Genomic DNA, 20,205 nt, shown 5'->3' with positions numbered 1-20,205 from the left:
TGGGGGGATTCAGGAAGCCGTGGGCACCGAACTGTTATGCCACGCCAGCACCTGGCTGACACGGTTGTCCACGGTTTCGATGATTTCCAGCCGATAACGACCGATCTTCAGGCACACCGGGCTTTCGGGGATGGTTTCCAGGGCTTCGGTCACCAGCCCGTTGAGGGTCTTGGGGCCGTCGCAAGGCAGATGCCAGCCCAGGGTCCTGTTCAGTTCGCGGATCGACGCCGCGCCATCGATCATCAGGCGACCATCGGGCTGGGGGTGCACGTGCGGGTTGTCGAGGCTGTGCTCGCTTTCGAATTCACCGACGATTTCTTCGAGGATGTCTTCCAGGGTGACGATGCCCAGCACTTCGCCGTATTCGTCCACCACCATGCCCAGGCGCCGCTGTTGCTTGTGGAAATTCAGCAATTGCAGTTGCAGTGGCGTGCTTTCAGGGACGAAGTAAGGTTCGTGGGAGGCGGCCAGTAGCGCTTCCTGGGTCAGGCTCGCATCCGCCAGCAAATGACGGATCTGGCGCGTGTTGAGCACCGCTTCGACCTGGTTGATGTCGCTGTGGAACACCGGCAGGCGGGTGCGACGGTTCAGGCGCAGCTGTTCGATGATCTCGCCGATGGGGTCGTCGAGGTTGATTCCGTCGACCTCGCTGCGGGGCACGAGGATATCGTTGACGGTGATGTTGTCCAGGGCATGGATGCCGGAAATCGGATGCAGTCGGCTGTTGCCGTGCTCAGATTCGTGTTCGCTGCGCGGTGGCGCGGGCATCTCGTCGTCGCTCTGCTGCACCATGCTGGCTTTGCGCGCAAAGGGGCGCAGCAACAATTGGCTGGCACCATTCAACAGCCAGGCAAACGGATAGAGGATCTTCAACGGTATGCCAAGCAAGGCGTTGCCCAGCGCCAACACCGCTTCGGGCTTGCGGGTGGCCAAAGTGCGCGGCAGGTAGTCGGCAAACACCAGCAGGGCGGCGCTGGTGCCGAGCCAGGCCACCCAAGGGCCGTTTTCCAGCCAGGTAAAAATCGCCAGCAAGGTGCCGATGACCACGGCCAGGGTGCGACAGAGGGTATTGCACAGGATCAGGCTGGCCAGCGGGAATGTCAGCGTTGCCAGCGGTTTGTCACTGGCGCGTGAGGCCGTGCGCTGGGCCAGCAGGTGTTGCTGGGCGGCTTCGATGGCGGTGAACAGGGCCGACCAGAGGATCAACACCACCAGCACGGCAAGCAGCGGCGCCACGGGCAACGTATCCATCAGGGCCGTCCGTCACACATGCAGGATGTATTCGCGAACCAGCTTGCTGCCGAAGTACGCGAGCATCAGCAGGCAGAAACCGGCCAGGGTCCAGCGAATCGCCTTGTGGCCGCGCCAGCCGAGGCGGTTGCGGCCCCACAGCAGCACGCTGAAGACTATCCAGGCCAGGCAGGCCAGCAGGGTCTTGTGCACCAGGTGCTGGGCGAACAGGTTCTCGACGAACAGCCAGCCGGAAATCAGCGACAGCGACAGCAGGCTCCAGCCGGCCCAGAGGAAGCCGAACAGCAGGCTTTCCATGGTTTGCAATGGCGGGAAGTTGCGAATCAGCCCGGACGGGTGCTTGTTTTTGAGCTGGTGGTCCTGCACCAGCAGCAGCAAGGCCTGGAACACTGCGATGGTGAACAGGCCGTAGGCAAGGATCGACAGCAGGATGTGGGCAAGGATGCCCGGCTCTTCGTCGATGATCTGCACCGTGCCCGACGGCGCGAATTGCGCCAGCAGCACCGTGGCCAGCCCCAGCGGAAACAGCAGCACCAGCAGGTTTTCCACCGGGATGCGCGAGCAGGCCAGCAGCGTCAGGGCGATCACGGCGACGGCGATCAGGCTGGCGGCGTTGAAAAAGTCCAGGCCCAGGCCGATCGGCGTCATCAGGTGGGTATAAAGGCTGGCCGCGTGGCCGAGCACCGCCAGCACGCCAAGCGTGACCAGCAGGCGTTTGTTCGCCTTGGCACCGGTGGCCAGGCGGGTGCCTTGATAGAGGGTCGCAGCGGCATAAAGGCAGGCGGCGGCGAGCGTGGCAAGCAAGCTGGGTGACAAGGGGAGCATAAATCCTGTTAGGCAAGCCCGAAAGGCGCTGAGTTTGGCATAGAACCCCCTCCGCACGAAAGACCACAGCAACTGACAGTAAGGTGTACGTAGCCCGCTTCTTCGCTATAATCCGCGACCTGCCCACGCCGCAGGCTCGCCGAGCACATTTTTCACGGTCTGGGCCGCCATTATCCCGGTCTCATCTGGGCCTGAAAGGATCGCGCATGTTTGAAAACCTAACCGACCGTCTCTCGCAGACGCTGCGCCATGTCACCGGCAAGGCGAAACTGACCGAGGACAACATCAAAGACACCCTGCGCGAAGTGCGCATGGCGTTGCTCGAAGCCGACGTCGCCCTGCCGGTGGTCAAGGACTTCGTCAATTCGGTCAAGGAACGCGCCGTCGGCACCGAGGTGTCGCGCAGCCTGACACCGGGCCAGGCGTTCGTGAAGATCGTCCAGGCCGAACTCGAAAGCCTGATGGGCGCCGCCAACGAAGACCTGAACCTGAGCGCCGTACCGCCAGCAGTCGTGCTGATGGCTGGTCTGCAGGGCGCGGGCAAGACCACGACAGCCGGCAAGCTGGCGCGCTTCCTTAAAGAGCGCAAGAAAAAGTCGGTGATGGTGGTGTCGGCGGACATCTACCGTCCGGCGGCGATCAAGCAACTGGAAACCCTGGCCAACGACATCGGCGTGACGTTCTTCCCGTCCGACCTGAGCCAGAAGCCGGTGGACATCGCCCAGGCGGCTATTAAAGAAGCAAAACTGAAATTCATCGACGTGGTCATCGTCGATACCGCCGGTCGCCTGCACATCGATGAAGAAATGATGGGCGAGATCAAGGCGCTGCATGCCGCGATCAACCCGGTGGAAACCCTGTTCGTGGTCGATGCCATGACCGGCCAGGACGCGGCCAACACCGCCAAGGCGTTCGGTGATGCACTGCCGTTGACCGGCGTGATCCTGACCAAGGTCGACGGTGACGCCCGTGGCGGTGCCGCGCTGTCGGTACGCGCCATCACCGGCAAGCCGATCAAGTTCATCGGTATGGGCGAGAAGAGCGAAGCGCTCGAGCCGTTCCACCCCGAGCGTATCGCTTCGCGCATCCTCGGCATGGGCGACGTGCTCAGCCTGATCGAGCAGGCCGAACAGACCCTCGACAAGGACAAGGCCGACAAACTGGCCAAGAAGCTGAAGAAGGGCAAGGGCTTCGACCTTGAAGACTTCCGCGACCAACTGCAACAAATGAAGAACATGGGCGGCCTTGGCGGCCTCATGGACAAACTGCCGAACATCGGTGGCGTGAACCTGGCGCAGATGGGCAATGCCCAGGGCGCGGCTGAAAAGCAGTTCAAGCAGATGGAAGCCATCATCAACTCCATGACCCCGGCCGAGCGCCGCGACCCTGAGCTGATCAGCGGTTCGCGCAAACGCCGTATCGCCATGGGTTCCGGCACCCAGGTGCAGGACATCGGTCGCTTGATCAAGCAGCACAAGCAGATGCAGAAGATGATGAAGAAATTCTCCGCCAAGGGCGGAATGGCCAAGATGATGCGCGGCATGGGCGGTATGTTGCCCGGCGGCGGCATGCCGAAAATGTAAAGAATCTGCGCCGGCTGTCATGTCGGCGTTGCCCCGCACGGATGCGGGGATCTCCAGCAAACCCGCGCTACGCGGGAGCTGACTTGCCGTTTTTCATGACGGCTCTATGGCAAATCTTGATCGCATGGCGCCAGGCGCCGGAAAAAGACATTTGCAAAAGTCCGGATATTCCTTAGAATATGCGGCCTTTCGGGCACCTATGCCCGCTGTGCATTTAGATTTGCAGCACCGACTACAGGAACGATGTTCACATGCTAACAATCCGTCTTGCCCTTGGCGGCTCCAAAAAGCGCCCGTTTTACCACCTGACCGTAACCGACAGCCGCAACCCGCGTGACGGTTCCCACAAGGAACAGGTTGGTTTCTTCAACCCTGTTGCCCGTGGTCAGGAAGTACGTCTGTCCGTGAACCAAGAGCGCGTAGCCTACTGGCTGAGCGTTGGTGCACAACCTTCTGAGCGCGTTGCTCAGTTGTTGAAGGAATCGGCTAAGGCTGCGGCCTGAGCAATATGAACGCGACGCCAAAAGATGCTGATGATTTGATCGTTGTCGGCAAGATCTACTCTGTACATGGCGTTCGCGGCGAAGTGAAGGTGTATTCCTTTACTGATCCGATCAAGAACCTGTTGGACTACAAAACCTGGACGCTCAAGCGCGAAGGTAGCGTGAAACAGGTGGAGCTGGTCAGCGGACGCGGGAACGACAAGTTCCTGGTCGCGAAGCTCAAGGATCTCGATGATCGTGAGGAAGCGCGTCTTCTGGCCGGTTATGAGATCTGCGTGCCGCGCAACCTGTTCCCTGAACTGATCGACGGCGAGTACTACTGGTACCAGCTGGTGGGTCTGAAGGTCATCGACCACCTCGGGCAATTGCTCGGGAAAATCGATCACCTGCTCGAGACCGGTTCGAACGATGTCATGGTGGTCAAGCCTTGCGTCGGCAGCCTGGATGATCGCGAACGCCTGTTGCCCTATACCGAGCAATGCGTGTTGGCCGTCGACCTTGCCGCAGGCGAGATGAAGGTGGAATGGGATGCGGATTTCTAAACGTGGCTAACTTGCGCGTTGAAGTCATCACATTGTTTCCCGAGATGTTTTCCGCCATCAGCGAGTACGGCATAACCAGCCGCGCGGTGAAACAGGAGCTGTTGCAGCTCACCTGTTGGAATCCGCGGGACTACACCACGGATCGACATCACACTGTGGACGATCGCCCGTTTGGCGGTGGTCCGGGCATGGTGATGAAGATCAAGCCCCTGGAAGATGCGCTGGTTCAGGCCAGGACGGCAGCCGGGGAGGGTGCGAAGGTGATCTACCTGTCGCCCCAAGGCCGCCAACTGACTCAGTCGGCGGTACGCGAGCTGGCGAATTCGGATGCATTGATCCTGATTGCCGGCCGTTATGAAGGCATTGACGAGCGTTTCATTGAAGCTCATGTCGATGAAGAGTGGTCGATTGGCGACTATGTTCTGTCTGGCGGCGAGCTGCCGGCGATGGTCCTGATCGATGCGGTTACACGACTGCTGCCTGGAGCTTTAGGGCATGCAGATTCCGCTGAGGAAGATTCCTTTACGGATGGTCTGCTGGATTGCCCGCACTACACCCGACCGGAGGTGTATGCGGATCAGCGTGTTCCCGACGTGTTGCTAAGTGGCAACCACGCGCACATCCGGCGTTGGCGTTTACAGCAGTCCCTTGGTCGGACCTATGAACGACGCGCCGATCTTCTGGAAAGCCGCTCGCTTTCTGGAGAAGAGAAGAAGCTGCTCGAGGAATACATCCGCGAGCGGGACGATAGTTAACAACGTATCGATGGTGAGTCCGACGACTTGCCTTAGGAGCACAGCATGACTAACAAAATCATCCTTGCACTCGAAGCAGAGCAGATGACCAAAGAAATCCCTACCTTTGCCCCAGGCGACACCATTGTCGTTCAGGTGAAAGTGAAGGAAGGCGACCGTTCCCGTCTGCAAGCGTTCGAAGGCGTCGTTATCGCCAAGCGTAACCGTGGCGTGAACAGTGCATTCACCGTTCGTAAAATCTCCAACGGTGTTGGCGTAGAGCGTACTTTCCAGACCTACAGCCCGCAAATCGACAGCATGGCTGTCAAGCGTCGCGGTGACGTACGTAAAGCCAAGCTGTACTACCTGCGTGACCTGTCGGGTAAAGCAGCTCGCATCAAGGAAAAACTGGCTTAAGTCCAGCTTCCGATGCAAAAAAAGCAGCCTGCGGGCTGCTTTTTTGTTGCCTGCGATTTGCTCTTTGAGCACCCTGCATAGCTTCATTTGCCATTTTGATGCTGTGTGTGCCCGCATCCTTCAAGAGTTTTTATGCCAGCCATCGATCATCCGCTGATAGACCAGTTTCTCGACGCCCTGTGGCTGGAGAAGGGCCTGTCCGATAACACCCGCGATGCCTATCGCAGTGACCTGGCGCTGTTCAACGGTTGGCTGCAGGAAAACCACCTGGAACTGATCAATGCCGGCCGGGAGCTGATCCTCGATCACTTGGCATGGCGCCTGGAGCAGAACTACAAACCGCGCTCGACGGCTCGGTTTCTCTCCGGCCTGCGTGGGTTCTATCGCTATTTGCTGCGGGAAAAGCTGATCGCGGTGGACCCGACCTTGCGCGTGGAAATGCCGCAATTGGGACGTCCATTGCCCAAGTCCCTCTCGGAAGCCGATGTGGAAGCGCTGCTGGCGGCGCCCGACCTCAGCGAAGCCATCGGTCAGCGCGACCGGGCCATGCTGGAAGTCTTGTACGCCTGCGGCCTGCGGGTCACCGAGTTGATCAGCTTGACGCTGGAGCAGGTCAACCTGCGCCAGGGCGTGCTGCGGGTGATGGGCAAAGGCAGCAAGGAGCGCCTGGTGCCGATGGGTGAGGAAGCGATCGTCTGGGTCGAGCGCTACATGCGCGATGCCCGCCACGAACTGCTGGGCGGGCGCCCCAGCGACGTGCTGTTCCCCAGCCTGCGCGGCGAGCAGATGACCCGCCAGACCTTTTGGCACCGCATCAAGCACCAGGCCAAGGTGGCCGGGATCAACAAATCCCTCTCGCCCCACACCCTGCGCCATGCCTTCGCCACGCACCTGCTCAACCACGGCGCCGACCTGCGGGTGGTACAGATGCTGCTCGGCCATAGCGACCTGTCCACCACCCAGATCTACACCCACGTCGCCCGGGCGCGGCTGCAGGACCTGCATGCCAAACACCATCCGCGCGGCTGAAACCTGCCGCGATGTTGTCAGTGCTGCCGCCATCGCGAGCAAGCTCGCTCCCACAGGGATTGGGTGGTGGATGCGCAATTGCTGTCTTGCACCGACCAAAGTGTGGGAGCGAGCTTGCTCGCGATGGCTGTGTGTCAGCCAGCATTGATCTTCAAAGCGTCTTGCATCAGCGGCATTCGGTCACGCGGGCCTTATGTGGTAGGCTTTCCCGGTTTGCACAGTGGGCGGTTGGAACCCGAATCTGCGGGTCGGCGTTTCCCGTCTCATTTGTTCGCCTCAGGAGTCCCCATGCGTTTGATCCAGATGTTCACCGCCGCCGCCATTGCGCTGGCCAGTACCTTTGCCATCGCCGACGACGCGGCCGACAAGGCTATCCGCAAGAGCCTGGAAAACCTTCAGCTCGAAGTGCCGATCGAAACCATCTCGGCCAGCCCCATGGCCGGCCTGTATGAGGTCAAGCTCAAGGGCAGCCGCGTGCTTTACGCCAGCGCCGACGGTCAGTACATCGTCCAGGGCAACCTGTTCGAGCTCAAGGACGGCAAGCCGGTCAATCTCACCGAGATGACCGAGCGCCAGGGCATTTCCAAGTTGATCAACGGCATTCCAGTCGCTGAAACCGTGGTCTATCCGGCGATTGGCGAAACCAAGTCGCACATCACCGTGTTCACTGACACCACCTGCCCGTATTGCCACAAGCTGCACGCCGAAGTACCGGAGCTGAACAAGCGCGGCATCGAAGTGCGCTATGTTGCGTTCCCGCGCCAGGGCCTGGGCTCGCCGGGCGATGAGCAGTTGCAGGCGGTCTGGTGCTCCAAGGACAAGAAAGCGGCCATGGACAAAATGGTCGATGGCAAGGAAATCAAGGCCGCCAAGTGCGAGAACCCGGTTTCCAAGCAGTTCGCCCTTGGCCAGTCCATTGGTGTGAACGGCACGCCGGCCATCGTTTTGGCCGACGGCCAGGTGATTCCGGGCTACCAGCCGGCGCCACAAGTCGCCAAACTGGCCCTGGGCGCAAAATGATCATGGGCGATCCGCTTCTGAAGATCACGGCTCGGCGAAAACCTTCGTCGGGCCGTTAAACACAAAGTCGCGTTGCTGCGCGGCTGTATTTCACGGCCGACCTTGCGTCGGCCGTTTCATGGGGAGTCAAGAGTGAATCCGGTCAAAGTAGGCATCTGTGGGTTAGGTACCGTCGGTGGCGGCACCTTCAACGTACTTCAGCGCAACGCCGAGGAAATTGCTCGTCGTGCCGGGCGTGGGATCGAAGTGGCACAAATTGCCATGCGCACGCCAAAGCCTCAGTTCCAGACGACCGGTATTGCGATTACCAACGATGTCTTCGAAGTGGCCACGAACCCTGAGATCGACATCGTCATAGAGCTGGTCGGCGGCTACACCGTTGCCCGTGAGCTGGTACTCAAGGCCATCGAGAATGGCAAGCATGTGGTCACCGCGAACAAGGCGCTTATCGCTGTTCACGGTAATGAAATTTTCGCCAAGGCCCGCGAGAAGGGCGTGATCGTGGCTTTCGAAGCCGCCGTGGCCGGTGGCATCCCGGTGATCAAGGCGATCCGCGAAGGCCTGTCGGCCAACCGCATCAACTGGGTCGCGGGGATCATCAACGGCACCGGCAACTTCATCCTCACCGAGATGCGCGAGAAGGGTCGCACCTTCGAAGACGTGCTCGCCGAAGCCCAGGCCCTGGGCTACGCAGAGGCTGATCCGACGTTCGACGTGGAAGGCATCGACGCAGCGCACAAGCTGACGATCCTGGCCTCCATTGCGTTCGGCATTCCGTTGCAGTTCGACAAGGCCTACACCGAAGGCATCACCAAGCTGACCACCGCTGACGTGAACTACGCCGAAGCCTTGGGCTATCGCATCAAGCACCTGGGCGTGGCACGCAGCACCGCCAATGGCATCGAGCTGCGCGTGCACCCGACCTTGATCCCGGCCGATCGCCTGATCGCCAACGTCAACGGCGTGATGAACGCGGTGATGGTCAACGGCGACGCCTCCGGCTCGACGCTGTTCTACGGCGCCGGTGCGGGCATGGAGCCGACTGCCTCTTCGGTGATCGCCGACCTGGTGGACGTGGTTCGCGCCATGACCTCGGACCCGGAAAACCGTGTGCCGCACCTGGCCTTCCAGCCAGACTCGCTGTCGGCTCACCCGATTCTTCCGATCGAGGCATGCGAAAGCTCCTACTACCTGCGCATCCAGGCCAAGGACCATCCAGGTGTGCTGGCCCAAGTGGCGAGCATCCTTTCGGAACGCGGCATCAACATCGAGTCGATCATGCAGAAGGAAGTCGAGGAACACGATGGCCTGGTGCCGATGATCCTGCTGACCCACCGTGTGGTCGAGCAGCGCATCAACGACGCGATTGCGGCGCTGGAAGCGCTCCAGGGTGTCGTTGGCCCGGTGGTCCGTATCCGCGTCGAACATTTGAATTAATTTAGCGGCAAGCGGTAAGTTGCAGGCTGCGAACGAAGGCAAACTTGCCTTTGAGTGTGTCGCCTGCAGCTTCAACGCTTGAAGCCCAAACCGAAGGTTTGCCCCATGCGCTATATCAGCACCCGCGGCCAGGCACCGGCCCTGAATTTCGAAGATGTCCTCCTGGCCGGCCTGGCCACGGACGGCGGTCTCTATGTGCCGGAAAACCTGCCGCGCTTCACCCAGGAAGAAATCGCTTCCTGGGCCGGCCTGCCGTATCACGAGCTGGCGTTCCGGGTCATGCGCCCGTTCGTCACCGGCAGCATCCCGGACGCCGATTTCAAGAAAATCCTCGAAGAGACCTATGGCGTCTTTTCCCACAACGCCATCGCACCGCTGCGTCAGCTCAACGGGAACGAATGGGTCATGGAGCTGTTCCACGGTCCCACCCTGGCGTTCAAGGACTTCGCCCTGCAGTTGCTCGGTCGCCTGCTGGACTACGTGCTGCAAAAGCGTGGCGAGCGTGTGGTGATCGTCGGTGCGACTTCTGGCGACACCGGTTCGGCGGCCATCGAAGGCTGCAAGCATTGCGAGAACGTCGACATTTTCATCCTACACCCGCACAACCGGGTCTCGGAAGTGCAACGTCGGCAGATGACGACGATTTTCGGCGATAACATCCACAACATCGCCATCGAAGGCAACTTCGATGACTGCCAGGAAATGGTCAAGGCCAGTTTCGCCGACCAGAGTTTCCTCAAGGGCACGCGGCTGGTGGCGGTAAACTCGATCAACTGGGCGCGGATCATGGCCCAGATCGTTTATTACTTCCATGCGGCCCTGCAATTGGGCGGCCCAGCTCGCTCCGTATCGTTCTCGGTACCGACCGGCAACTTCGGCGATATCTTCGCCGGCTACCTGGCGCGCAACATGGGCCTGCCGATCAATCAATTGATCGTCGCCACCAACCGCAACGACATCCTGCACCGCTTCATGAGCGGCAACCAGTACGTCAAGGAAACCCTGCACGCCACCCTGTCGCCGTCGATGGACATCATGGTGTCGTCGAACTTCGAACGCCTGCTGTTCGACCTGCACGGTCGCAATGGTGCGGCGATTGCCGGCCTGATGGACAGCTTCCGCCAGGGCGGCGGTTTCAGCGTCGAGCCTGAGCGCTGGACCGAAGCCCGCAAGTTGTTCGACTCCCTGGCCGTGGACGATGAGCAGACTTGCGAAACCATCGCCGAGGTGTTCGAGCAGAGCGGTGAGTTGCTCGATCCGCACACGGCCATCGGTGTCAGGGCCGCTCGTGAGTGCCGTCGTAGCCTGGACATCCCGATGGTGATCCTGGGCACGGCGCATCCGGTCAAGTTCCCGGAAGCCGTGGAGAAAGCCGGTGTAGGAAAAGCGCTTGAACTACCTGCACATCTTTCTGATTTGTTTGAGCGAGATGAGCGTTGCACCGTGTTGCCCAACGACTTGAAGGCTGTGCAGGCCTTTGTCAGCCAGCATGGCAACCGCGGCAAGCCGCTCTGAGCGCGTAAACCTGTCACATTTTGAAGCCCGTCTCCTGACGGGCTTTCTTGTTTCTGCATGCCAAACTGGTCGGGTTTTCGCCCTTGGAGGAACGGGCGAGTCATCTCGAAGGAAATGCAGATGTCGTTTTTTAGCAAAGGCAAGCCAGCCTTGGGCTGGGTAATGGGCCTGGCCCTGATGTACTGGGCGCAAGGGGGCGATGCGGCGCAGTTGGCGGCTTTCGAAACGCCGCCGTTCAATCCTGGCGAGCGGCTGGTATTGGATGCGCAGGAATTGAAGTGGATCAAGGATAACCCCCGCGTCATCGTGGCCACGATGCAGTTTCCGTTGTACCTGTTCAAGGATGAGCTGGGGCAGTGGAGCGGTCTGAACCACGACATTCTCCAACGCATTACGCAAATGACGGGCCTTGAGTTCGTGCATCGGGAGTCGTTCTCCCCCGGCGAGTTGCTGACGCTGCTGGAAAACAGCGAAGCCGACATGACGACCCTCCTGGCGATGAATGACGAACGCAGGGATTTCCTGAGTTTCAGCCATGCATTTGGTGGCTCGGGCTGGGTATTTGTTGGCCGTGACGGAGAATCGATCCTCCATTCGCTGGAGCAGCTGGAAGGGAAGGTCCTGGCGTTGCCGGCGCGGCATGCCTTGGAAGCGGAGATCAGGCGCGACTACCCGGCCATCAAATTGCGCACGACCAAGACCTATGGCGAAGCGCGGGCATTGGTCGAGAGCCGGGAAGCCTATGCCACCATCGAAAATGAAACCGGGGTGCATCTCTATCCGGCGGGTCAATTGCAAGTAGGCAGGGGCCTGGAGGGCAAGTGGGAACCCGATTACCTCGCGGTACGCCAAGACCTGACCGTGCTGCTGGGTATCTTGAATAAAGCGCTGGAAGCCTTCCCGGCCAAGGACATGCGCGCGCTGCGTTCCAAATGGGTGGCCGGTATCACACCCGTCCAGGCGCCATCGATCTGGGAGCGGGTGTCCCGCTGGGGTTACTGGTGCGTGGTCGTGGTCGTGGTGTTCGGCCTCCTGTCCCTGCTATGGAACCGCCGCCTGCAGATACAGATCGATCAGCGCCTCAAGGCCGAGGCGATCCTCAAGGACCAGTTGATGCTCCAGCGGGCCTTGATGGATGCCATTCCCGACCCGATTTTCATCCGGGATCTGGAAGGGCGCCTGATCATGTGCAACAAAAGCTACGAGGACCAGTTTGCGACCCGCTTCGAAAAGCTGCGGGGCACGCGGCTGACAGATTCGGCGGCATTCCCACCGGCCACCGCCGAGTTGCTCCATGGGGAGGTGATGGAGCAATTGCGCACCGGCCAGTCTCGGTTCGTCGACCGGCAATTGATGTTCAGCAGCGGCTTGCGGGAAATCTATCATTGGTCGGTACCCTTTTATGGAGCCGACGGGCAGTTACGCGGCATTCTGGGGGGCTGGACCGATGCCGGGCGTCGGTGGCGCCGTTGCGACAAGTTGATGGCCTGACGCCGACCGTCACCACGCCAAGGTTTCAAGAAAAGGCTGTTGTTTGCCTGTCATATTGGGCGCGCATGCTCGGTTGAACAGGTTGAAGGCGTGCCGGTTCGGTGCGCTGACGAACTTTCTGCTGCGGCTCACGGTCACTTACTGTGAACATGCAGTTGTTTTCGGACTATTGAAGGGTGAGCGAATGGAAAGTATCAGCCTATTGCTGGGTGAGGCTTTGAGCCCGTATCAGGTCACGCTGACTCCCTCCGGCGCCAAGGGCGAATGCCTGGTGACGCTGAAGAATGCCTCCGGGGCCATCATGGTCGAGCGAGTGTTCAATCAGGCCCAATTGACCGACAAGCGTCAGTTGACGGATGTGGTCGATGGCCTGCATCGCGATGTGCTGATTGCCGAGGGGCGCCTGGAGCCCTGTGTGATTGCGGCGCTGCGCAATCTGGCGCGCGACAAGGTCATGGTCGGGGCGAATTGACTGGGGTTTTGTGGGAACCTTCCTACGTCCTGATGAGTCAGACTCTTTACCAACAAGAGCGAGCATTGTGCTCCGGTGCTTGTCGCTTGTTGTACGGACCATGAGTGGTCACGTTTAACCCCGAGTCGTCTCCCCACTTCTCGGGGTTTCTTTTTGCCTGGCTTTTGTGGTTTTAGCGTGGTTTGTCAGGTGTTGGCGCCGTTGTGGGAGCAAAGCTTGCTCGCGAGGCGGCCCGACAGCCGGCCTGATTCTCCCGGATGAAGCCAAGCTTAATGTGGGAGCGAGCTTGCTCGCGATTGCGGTGTGTCAGTCAGCATCAAATCGATTGAACGGACGCTATCGCGAGCAAGCTCGCTCCCACAGTTTGATCTTCAGTGACTGCCCGTTGCGGTGTGTCAAATGGCCCCGTCACTGCGCAGCTTGGCGATCTGCTGTGCATCGTAGCCAAGTTCGCCGAGCACTTGTGCGTTGTGTTCACCCAGCGCCGGCCCGACCCATTCGGAGGTGCCCGGGGTGTCGGAGAGCTTCGGTACGATCCCCGGCATCTTGAATGCCTTGCCGTCGGGCAACTTGGCCTGCAGGAACATTTCACGGGCCAGGAACTGCGGGTCGCTGAACATATCCTCGGCGCTGAAGATCCGACTGGCCGGCACTCCGGCCTGGTTCAGTTGGTCGATAACGCTGTCGAGCGGCAGCGAGTTGACCCAGCGATCGATGACGCCGTACAGCTCGTCACGGCGGCTGTCACGGCCATCGTTGCTGGCCAGTTGTGGGTCATTGGCCAGGTCGTCACGGCCGATGATCTGCATGAAGCGCTTGAAGATCGCGTCGCCGTTGGCCCCAATCTGCACGTGCTTGCCGTCAGCGCTGGTGTGGATGGACGAGGGGGTGATGCCGGGCATGATATTGCCGGTGCGCTCGCGGATGAAGCCGAACACGTCGAACTCCGGCACCATGCTTTCCATCATGGCGAAAATCGCCTCGTACAAGGCCACGTCCACCACTTGCCCGGTTCCGCCATTGATCTCGCGGTGACGTAGGGCCATCAATGCGCCGATCACGCCCCAGAGCGCGGCGATGGAGTCGCCGATGGAAATCCCGGTGCGCACCGGCGGGCGGTCTTCGAAGCCGGTGATGTAGCGCAGGCCGCCCATGGACTCGCCCACCGCACCAAACCCCGGTTGATCTTTCATCGGCCCGGTCTGGCCGAAGCCCGAAAGCCGCACCATCACCAGTTTCGGGTTCAGTGCGTGCAATACATCCCAGCCCAGGCCGAGCTTTTCCAGTACGCCGGGGCGGAAATTCTCGATCAGGATATCGGCTTCGCCAATCAGTTTTTTCAGGATCGCCAGGCCTTCAGGGTGCTTGAGGTTCAAGGTCAGGGACTTCTTGTTGCGAGCCTGGACGAACCACCACAGCGAGGTGCCTTCGTACAGCTTGCGCCACTTGCGCAGGGGGTCGCCGCCGTCGGGCGATTCGACCTTGATGACTTCGGCACCGAATTCACCGCAGATGCGCGAGGCGAAGGGCCCGGCGATCAAGGTGCCGAGTTCGATGACTTTGACACCGGCAAGGGGTTTGGCAGTAAGCGACATGACAGATCCTGTAGGACAAAGGCAGAACGAATAGAGCGTTTTATCATAGGCCAAGGTCAGTCGCCGCAGGTTGATGGTCGGCAATTCGTGGATTGCCCGCGTCATCGGTTAGACTTGCCGCCTTTCCTCGTATCAAGAAGCCCGTTCATGGCCCAGCCGTCCACGACTTACAAGTTTGAACTGAACCTCACCGATCTCGACCGCAATGTGTATGAGAATGTGAAGCAGACCATCGCCCGCCACCCTTCGGAAACCGAAGAGCGCATGACTGTGCGCCTGCTGGCTTACGCGTTCTGGTACAACGAGCTGCTGGCGTTTGGTCGTGGTCTGTCAGACGTCGACGAGCCTGCGCTGTGGGAAAAAAGCCTGGATGACCGTGTGCTGCACTGGATCGAAGTCGGCCAGCCGGATGCCGATCGCCTGACCTGGTGCTCGCGCCGGACCGAGCGCACCAGCCTGCTGGCTTACGGCAGCCTGCGGGTCTGGGAAGGCAAGGTGATCCCGGCGGTCAAGAACCTGAAAAACGTCAACATCGCCGCGGTGCCCCAGGAAGTGCTAGAAACCCTGGCCCAGGACATGCCCCGGGTGATCAAGTGGGATGTGATGATCAGCGAGGGCACGATTTTCGTGACCGACGACCGTGGCCAGCATGAAGTCCAGCTGCAATGGTTGCTGGGCGAGCGTGGTTGAGCCATTGACCCGGTATTGAATGAGCCATTGTGGGAGCGAGCTCTCCTTGCCACAATCTTCACGATTTCCAGAGAAAACTTTGTCACCCCATGCGCATAGAACCCCGCCAACTGCCCGACACCCTGCCATTCCTCGGTGACCTGCCGCCCCTGTTGACCCGCCTGTACGCAGCGCGTGGCGTGCAGTCCGAGGCTGAACTGGACAAGAGTCTGGCGCGCTTGATTCCCTTCCAGCAGCTCAAGGGGATCGACGCCGCGGTGGATCTGCTGGTGACGGCGCTGGAGCAACGCCAGCGCATCCTGATCGTGGGCGACTTCGATGCCGATGGCGCGACCGCCAGCACCGTGGGCATGCTCGGGCTGCGCCTGCTCGGTGCGGCCCATGTCGATTACCTGGTGCCCAATCGCTTCGAATATGGCTACGGGCTGACCCCGGAAATCGTCGAAGTCGCCCTGGCTCGCGAACCGCAGTTGCTGATCACTGTGGATAACGGTATTTCCAGCGTGGAAGGCGTGGCGGCGGCGAAAGCGGCGGGACTTCAGGTGCTGGTCACCGACCACCACTTGCCCGGCCTCGAGCTGCCGGCAGCCGATGCCATTGTCAATCCGAACCAGCCGGGCTGCGAGTTTCCGAGCAAGGCCTTGGCCGGTGTCGGCGTCATTTTTTATGTGCTGATGGCCCTGCGGGCGCGTCTGCGCAGCCTGGGGTGGTATGCCAGCACACCTCAGCCGAACATCGGCGAATTGCTCGACCTGGTGGCCCTGGGCAGCGTGGCCGACGTGGTGCCCCTGGACGCGAATAACCGGATCCTGGTGCACCAGGGCCTGGAACGGATTCGCGCCGGACGTGCCCGGCCCGGCATCAAGGCTATTCTGGAAGTGGCCAAGCGCGATGCGTCACGGATTACCTCCACCGACCTTGGTTTTATCCTCGGGCCGCGTCTGAATGCGGCAGGGCGCCTGGACGACATGAGCCTGGGCATCGAATGCCTGCTCACCAACGATCCGGCCCTGGCGCGGGAGATGGCGGCGCAACTGGACGGCATGAACCAGGACCGCAAGTCCATCGAGCAGGGCATGCAGCGCGAAGCCCTGGCCCAGCTCAAGGACCTGCCGGTGGAGTCGATGCCATTCGGTTTGTGCCTGTTCGATCCGCAGTGGCACCAGGGGGTCATCGGCATTCTCGCCTCGCGGATGAAAGAGCGCTATTTCCGTCCGACCATTGCTTTTGCCGATGCCGGGGACGGTTTGCTCAAGGGCTCGGGTCGCTCGGTGCCGGGCTTTCACATTCGCGATGCGCTGAGCGTGGTGGCGGCGCAGCATCCCACCCTGATCAGCAAGTACGGCGGTCACGCCATGGCGGCGGGGCTGACGCTGCCGGAGGCTAATTTTCCGTTGTTCGCCGAAGCGTTCGATGCGGAAGTGCGCCGGCAGTTGCGCGAAGAAGACCTGACCGGCCGGCTGTTGTCGGATGGCACCCTGGCGGTGGAGGAGTTCCACCTGGAGCTGGCCCGGGCACTGCGCCACGCCGGCCCCTGGGGCCAGCATTTTCCTGAGCCGATGTTCCACGGCCTGTTCCAGTTGGTCGAACAGCGCGTGGTGGGCGAACGGCACCTGAAGGTCATCCTCAAGAGCGAGTGCGGCTCGGTGAAGCTCGATGGCATCGCCTTTGGCATCGACCGCGAGATCTGGCCCAACCCTACCGTGCGCTGGGTGGAACTGGCCTACAAGCTCGACCTCAACGAGTTCCGCGGCCAGGAAACGGTGCAGTTGATGATTGCCCATATCGAGCCGCGGTAGCCGATACGCCGATCGGCCTTTGTGGCGAGGGTCGCCTTAAGTGAACTGCAGTGCGCCACACCGTCGGTTTTTAAGTTCTGAACCCTCCGTCCTTGCGGGTTGTCGACTAGGCTCTAAGCACTGCTTGATAGCCCTTGTGACGTCTTGTCGAATTTTTTGCCCGCGGGGGCGGGTGTTGCACCTTTTGTCACTCGTCGACTTTTCAAACAGAACCCTGGAGCCTGCCCACTGATTCGAGAGGTGCCCCATGAGTCTGCTGCTGGAACCCTATACCCTTCGCCAATTGACCCTGCCCAATCGCATCGCGGTATCGCCGATGTGCCAGTATTCGAGCACCGATGGCCTGGCCAACGATTGGCACCTGGTGCACTTGGGCAGCCGTGCCGTGGGCGGTGCCGGCCTGGTGTTCACCGAAGCCACCGCCGTCACCGCCGACGGTCGCATCACCGCCCAGGACCTGGGGCTGTGGAATGATGAACAGATCGAACCCTTGCAACGCATCACCCGGTTCATCACCGCCCAAGGGGCCGTGCCGGGCATACAACTGGCCCATGCCGGACGCAAGGCGAGCACCTGGCGACCCTGGCTGGGCAAGCATGGCAGCGTAAAACCGGCGGACGGCGGCTGGGTTCCGGTCGGCCCGTCGCCGATTGCCTTCGACCCGCAACACACCCCGCCGGTGCAGTTGGACGAAGGGCAGATCGCCGATGTGATCCAGGCCTTCGTGGATTCGGCCAAGCGCGCCCTCACGGCCGGCTTCAAAGTGGTCGAGGTTCACGCTGCCCATGGTTATCTGCTGCATCAATTCCTCTCGCCGTTGAGCAATCAGCGCCGCGATCAATACGGCGGCTCGTTCGAGAATCGCATCCGCCTGGTGCTGCAAGTCACCGAAGCGGTGCGGGCCGTATGGCCTGAAGAACTGCCGGTGTTCGTTCGCGTTTCCGCCACCGATTGGGTCGAGGACGGGTGGAACCCGGACGAAACCGTGGAGCTGGCGCGGCGATTCAGGGCCCTGGGGGTGGATTTGATCGACGTGTCATCGGGTGGCACGGCGGCCAATGCGGAAATTCCCACCGGCCCGGGTTACCAGACACGCTTTGCCGAGCGGGTGCGCAAGGAGTCGGAAATCGCCACCGGCACCGTCGGCATGATCACCGAACCGGCCCAGGCCGAACACATCCTGCGCACCTGCCAGGCCGATATCATCTTCCTGGCGCGCGAATTGTTGCGCGATCCGTACTGGGCCCTGCATGCCGATGATGACCTGGGCGGCCGCAAGGCCACGTGGCCGGCGCAGTACCAGCGGGCAACGCATCGGGACCAGCCGATTCATGAGTCGGATTTGCGCGATTGAGTGCTTGGTAAAACAAAAAGCCCCGGTCGTCATTGGCCGGGGCTTTTTGTTTGTTTGAAAAAAATTGGTGCTTGTACCGGCCTCATCGCGAGCAGGCTCGCTCCCACAGTGGATCTGTTGTGTGGCGTGGATAGCGTTCACAACAAGGCTCAATGTGGGAGCGAGCCTGCTCGCGAAGGCGTCATCCCTGACGCAGCAGGGCTCAGGGATATTTGCGCTTATCCGGCGCTGGCGGGAAGTACTGGTACAACCAGGTCTCGCTCAAGGTGCGGTCCTTGGTGCGAATGAACAGGCGCATCTGCACCGGCTCCACACTGTCGTCGGTCGGGTACCAGTCGAAGGTGATGCGGTAGCCCTTGATTGCATCCATCACCAGCACGTTGAAGTCCTTCACTTCACCGTGGGAGCAGGTCACCACCGGTTCGATGGCGGTGCCCGGCGGCAGTTGGTCGAGGCCGCCGCCGCTGAAGTCCACGGCAAAACGACGGGCCCAGACGGTCGGGTAATGCTCGCCCGGGGCCCAGCCTTCGATGAAACCGCCCATGCCTGAGCGGGTGGCGTCGACGTGGGCCAGGTCCGTGCTGACTGGCGGCAGCGCGCTCCAGTAGAGCTTGTAGCCATAGTTCAGCGAGTCGCCGGCGGCCACCGGTTTTTTCGGTGTCCAGAACGCGACAATGTTGTCCAGGGTTTCGCCGGTGGTAGGAATCTCCAGCAGGTCGACCGAGCCTTCGCCCCAGGCCGTCGTCGGTTCGACCCACAGGCTTGGGCGCTTGCTGTACCAGTCCACGGTGTCCTGGTAGCTGGCAAAGTCGTGGTCGGTCTGTACCAGGCCGAATCCTTTCGGGTCCTTGTCGGCGAAGGCGTTGAATTGCAGGGTGGCGGGGTTGTTCAACGGACGGCACACCCATTCGCCGTTGCCGCGCCACATGGCCAGCCGGTCGGAATCGTGGATTTGCGGGTGAATGGTGTCGCACATGCGCCGTTCGACGGTGCCACAGCTGAACATGCTGGTCATGGGCGCGATACCCAGTTGATCGATGGCGGTACGGGCATTGATGTGCGCGTCGATCTCCATCACCACCCGGGTCGGCTGGCAATCGATGTCAAACCGATAGGCACCGGTGGCGCTGGGGGAGTCGAGCAGGGCATAGACCACGAACCGGGTGCTGTTCTTTTCCGGGGTTTCGAACCAGAACTTGGTGAAGTCCGGGAACTCCTCACGCTTCTTCGCATAGGTGTCGATGGCCAGGCCGCGGGCCGACAGCCCGTACTGGCCGCTGGCATCCACGGCGCGGAAGTAGCTGGCCCCCAGAAACGAAACGATGTCGTGCCGGTCCAGCTCCGGCGCCTTGAAGACGCGGAAGCCGGCGAAACCCAGGTCACCCTTCAATTGCGCGGTGTTGACCGTGGTTTTCTGATAGTTGAACAGTTCCGGGCGGAAGTGCACCTCACGGGCCATACGCGTCTTCGGATCGACGCTGTACATGCGCACCGGCTGCTTGAAGCCCATGCCAACATGGAAGAACTGCGCGTCCAGTTGCCGCCCGTCGAGGTCATTCCACAGCGAGTGGTTGACGTCGTACTGGATGGCGTTGAACTGCAACGGCGACATCTGGGCCAAGGTTTCTGGCAGGACTTGCTTGGTGTCGACATAGCGGCTCTCGGCCAGCCGCCGGGCTTGATCTTTCAAACCGTTGAAGTCGAAAGGACGGGCTTCGCCGTCGGCGGTCTGATCGGCGGCCCAGGCGCGTGCGGCCATGAGCCCGGAGGCCGATAGCCCAGTGTAGGCGGCGAAGGCCATGGAGGCCTTGAGCAGATTCCTGCGGTGCATAAATACAACCTTTCTCGAAACAGTCCCGAGCCGATCCTGGCAACAGAGACTGATAAGGGAGTTCGGACATGCCTTTGGCCAAACGCGACGAACGTTAGAACAGATGCCTGAGAGCTG

Annotated in this window: 18 protein-coding genes; 14 read left to right on the top strand and 4 right to left on the bottom strand. The window is 60.9% G+C overall.

What is annotated here, in order from left to right; all coding sequences use genetic code 11:
* Positions 1–9 precede the first annotated feature (9 nt).
* Both KGA89_RS05490 and KGA89_RS05485 read right to left on the bottom strand, forming a co-directional pair.
* Positions 10–1,251 carry a CNNM domain-containing protein gene (locus tag KGA89_RS05490; RefSeq protein WP_223470848.1) on the bottom strand — a complete coding sequence of 414 codons (1,242 nt, stop codon included), beginning with the start codon at positions 1,249–1,251 and terminating at the stop codon, positions 10–12.
* A gap of 12 nt (positions 1,252–1,263) precedes the next feature.
* Positions 1,264–2,076: an inner membrane protein YpjD gene (locus tag KGA89_RS05485; RefSeq protein WP_003198083.1), complete on the bottom strand. Its 813-nt coding sequence runs from the start codon at positions 2,074–2,076 to the stop codon at positions 1,264–1,266.
* Between the two features lie 206 nt (positions 2,077–2,282).
* Between KGA89_RS05485 and ffh the strand changes: the two genes are divergently transcribed.
* From ffh to KGA89_RS05430, 11 genes are all read left to right on the top strand, one after another.
* Positions 2,283–3,659: a signal recognition particle protein gene (gene ffh, locus KGA89_RS05480; RefSeq protein WP_003198085.1), complete on the top strand. Its 1,377-nt coding sequence runs from the start codon at positions 2,283–2,285 to the stop codon at positions 3,657–3,659.
* 251 nt (positions 3,660–3,910) lie between these two features.
* Positions 3,911–4,162: a 30S ribosomal protein S16 gene (gene rpsP, locus KGA89_RS05475; protein WP_003198088.1), complete on the top strand. Its 252-nt coding sequence runs from the start codon at positions 3,911–3,913 to the stop codon at positions 4,160–4,162.
* A gap of 5 nt (positions 4,163–4,167) precedes the next feature.
* On the top strand, positions 4,168–4,704 hold the full coding sequence (gene rimM, locus KGA89_RS05470; protein ID WP_223470847.1) for a ribosome maturation factor RimM: 537 nt from the start codon (positions 4,168–4,170) through the stop codon (positions 4,702–4,704).
* Positions 4,686–5,459 carry a tRNA (guanosine(37)-N1)-methyltransferase TrmD gene (gene trmD, locus KGA89_RS05465; protein WP_170845966.1) on the top strand — a complete coding sequence of 258 codons (774 nt, stop codon included), beginning with the start codon at positions 4,686–4,688 and terminating at the stop codon, positions 5,457–5,459. Before rimM ends, trmD begins: the two co-directional genes overlap by 19 nt.
* A 45-nt stretch (positions 5,460–5,504) precedes the next feature.
* Positions 5,505–5,855, top strand: a complete 351-nt coding sequence (rplS, locus tag KGA89_RS05460) for a 50S ribosomal protein L19 (protein WP_003175895.1) — start codon at positions 5,505–5,507, stop codon at positions 5,853–5,855.
* A 132-nt stretch (positions 5,856–5,987) separates the two neighbouring features.
* Complete coding sequence (gene xerD / locus KGA89_RS05455; RefSeq protein ID WP_003198093.1) at positions 5,988–6,884, top strand: site-specific tyrosine recombinase XerD; 897 nt, start codon at positions 5,988–5,990, stop codon at positions 6,882–6,884.
* A gap of 288 nt (positions 6,885–7,172) precedes the next feature.
* Entirely contained in the window at positions 7,173–7,904 is a 732-nt protein-coding gene (locus KGA89_RS05450) for a DsbC family protein (protein WP_063322825.1), read from the top strand.
* Between the two features lie 132 nt (positions 7,905–8,036).
* Positions 8,037–9,341: a homoserine dehydrogenase gene (locus KGA89_RS05445; RefSeq protein WP_003198098.1), complete on the top strand. Its 1,305-nt coding sequence runs from the start codon at positions 8,037–8,039 to the stop codon at positions 9,339–9,341.
* Between the two features lie 105 nt (positions 9,342–9,446).
* The gene (gene thrC / locus KGA89_RS05440) at positions 9,447–10,856 is read left to right on the top strand and encodes a threonine synthase (RefSeq protein ID WP_013692359.1); all 1,410 of its coding nucleotides are present in this window, start codon (positions 9,447–9,449) and stop codon (positions 10,854–10,856) included.
* Between the two features lie 120 nt (positions 10,857–10,976).
* Positions 10,977–12,347 carry a transporter substrate-binding domain-containing protein gene (locus KGA89_RS05435; protein ID WP_013692360.1) on the top strand — a complete coding sequence of 457 codons (1,371 nt, stop codon included), beginning with the start codon at positions 10,977–10,979 and terminating at the stop codon, positions 12,345–12,347.
* Between the two features lie 184 nt (positions 12,348–12,531).
* On the top strand, positions 12,532–12,819 hold the full coding sequence (locus tag KGA89_RS05430; RefSeq protein ID WP_003198105.1) for a DUF3509 domain-containing protein: 288 nt from the start codon (positions 12,532–12,534) through the stop codon (positions 12,817–12,819).
* A gap of 395 nt (positions 12,820–13,214) precedes the next feature.
* Here KGA89_RS05430 and KGA89_RS05425 read toward each other — a convergent pair whose 3' ends face one another.
* The gene (locus tag KGA89_RS05425; protein WP_003198107.1) at positions 13,215–14,414 is read right to left on the bottom strand and encodes a CaiB/BaiF CoA transferase family protein; all 1,200 of its coding nucleotides are present in this window, start codon (positions 14,412–14,414) and stop codon (positions 13,215–13,217) included.
* 147 nt (positions 14,415–14,561) lie between these two features.
* On the opposite strand from KGA89_RS05425, the gene KGA89_RS05420 reads away from it, so the two are divergent.
* The 3 genes from KGA89_RS05420 (at position 14,562) to KGA89_RS05410 (ending at position 18,257) form a co-directional block, all read left to right on the top strand.
* The gene (locus KGA89_RS05420) at positions 14,562–15,104 is read left to right on the top strand and encodes a YaeQ family protein (protein ID WP_003198109.1); all 543 of its coding nucleotides are present in this window, start codon (positions 14,562–14,564) and stop codon (positions 15,102–15,104) included.
* Between the two features lie 89 nt (positions 15,105–15,193).
* Positions 15,194–16,903 carry a single-stranded-DNA-specific exonuclease RecJ gene (recJ, locus tag KGA89_RS05415; RefSeq protein WP_003198111.1) on the top strand — a complete coding sequence of 570 codons (1,710 nt, stop codon included), beginning with the start codon at positions 15,194–15,196 and terminating at the stop codon, positions 16,901–16,903.
* 247 nt (positions 16,904–17,150) lie between these two features.
* Positions 17,151–18,257, top strand: coding sequence for an NADH:flavin oxidoreductase/NADH oxidase (locus KGA89_RS05410; protein ID WP_003198112.1), 1,107 nt, complete (start codon positions 17,151–17,153; stop codon positions 18,255–18,257).
* A 202-nt stretch (positions 18,258–18,459) separates the two neighbouring features.
* On the opposite strand, the gene KGA89_RS05405 is transcribed toward KGA89_RS05410, so the two are convergent.
* Positions 18,460–20,088, bottom strand: coding sequence for a glucan biosynthesis protein D (locus KGA89_RS05405; protein WP_223470846.1), 1,629 nt, complete (start codon positions 20,086–20,088; stop codon positions 18,460–18,462).
* Positions 20,089–20,205 lie beyond the last annotated feature (117 nt).

It is taken from the genome of Pseudomonas sp. A-RE-22 (genome assembly GCF_019956035.1).
Lineage (GTDB): Bacteria > Pseudomonadota > Gammaproteobacteria > Pseudomonadales > Pseudomonadaceae > Aquipseudomonas > Aquipseudomonas brassicacearum.
Note: the sequence above shows the minus strand (reverse complement) of the source record. Positions and strands in the feature narration are given on the sequence as shown.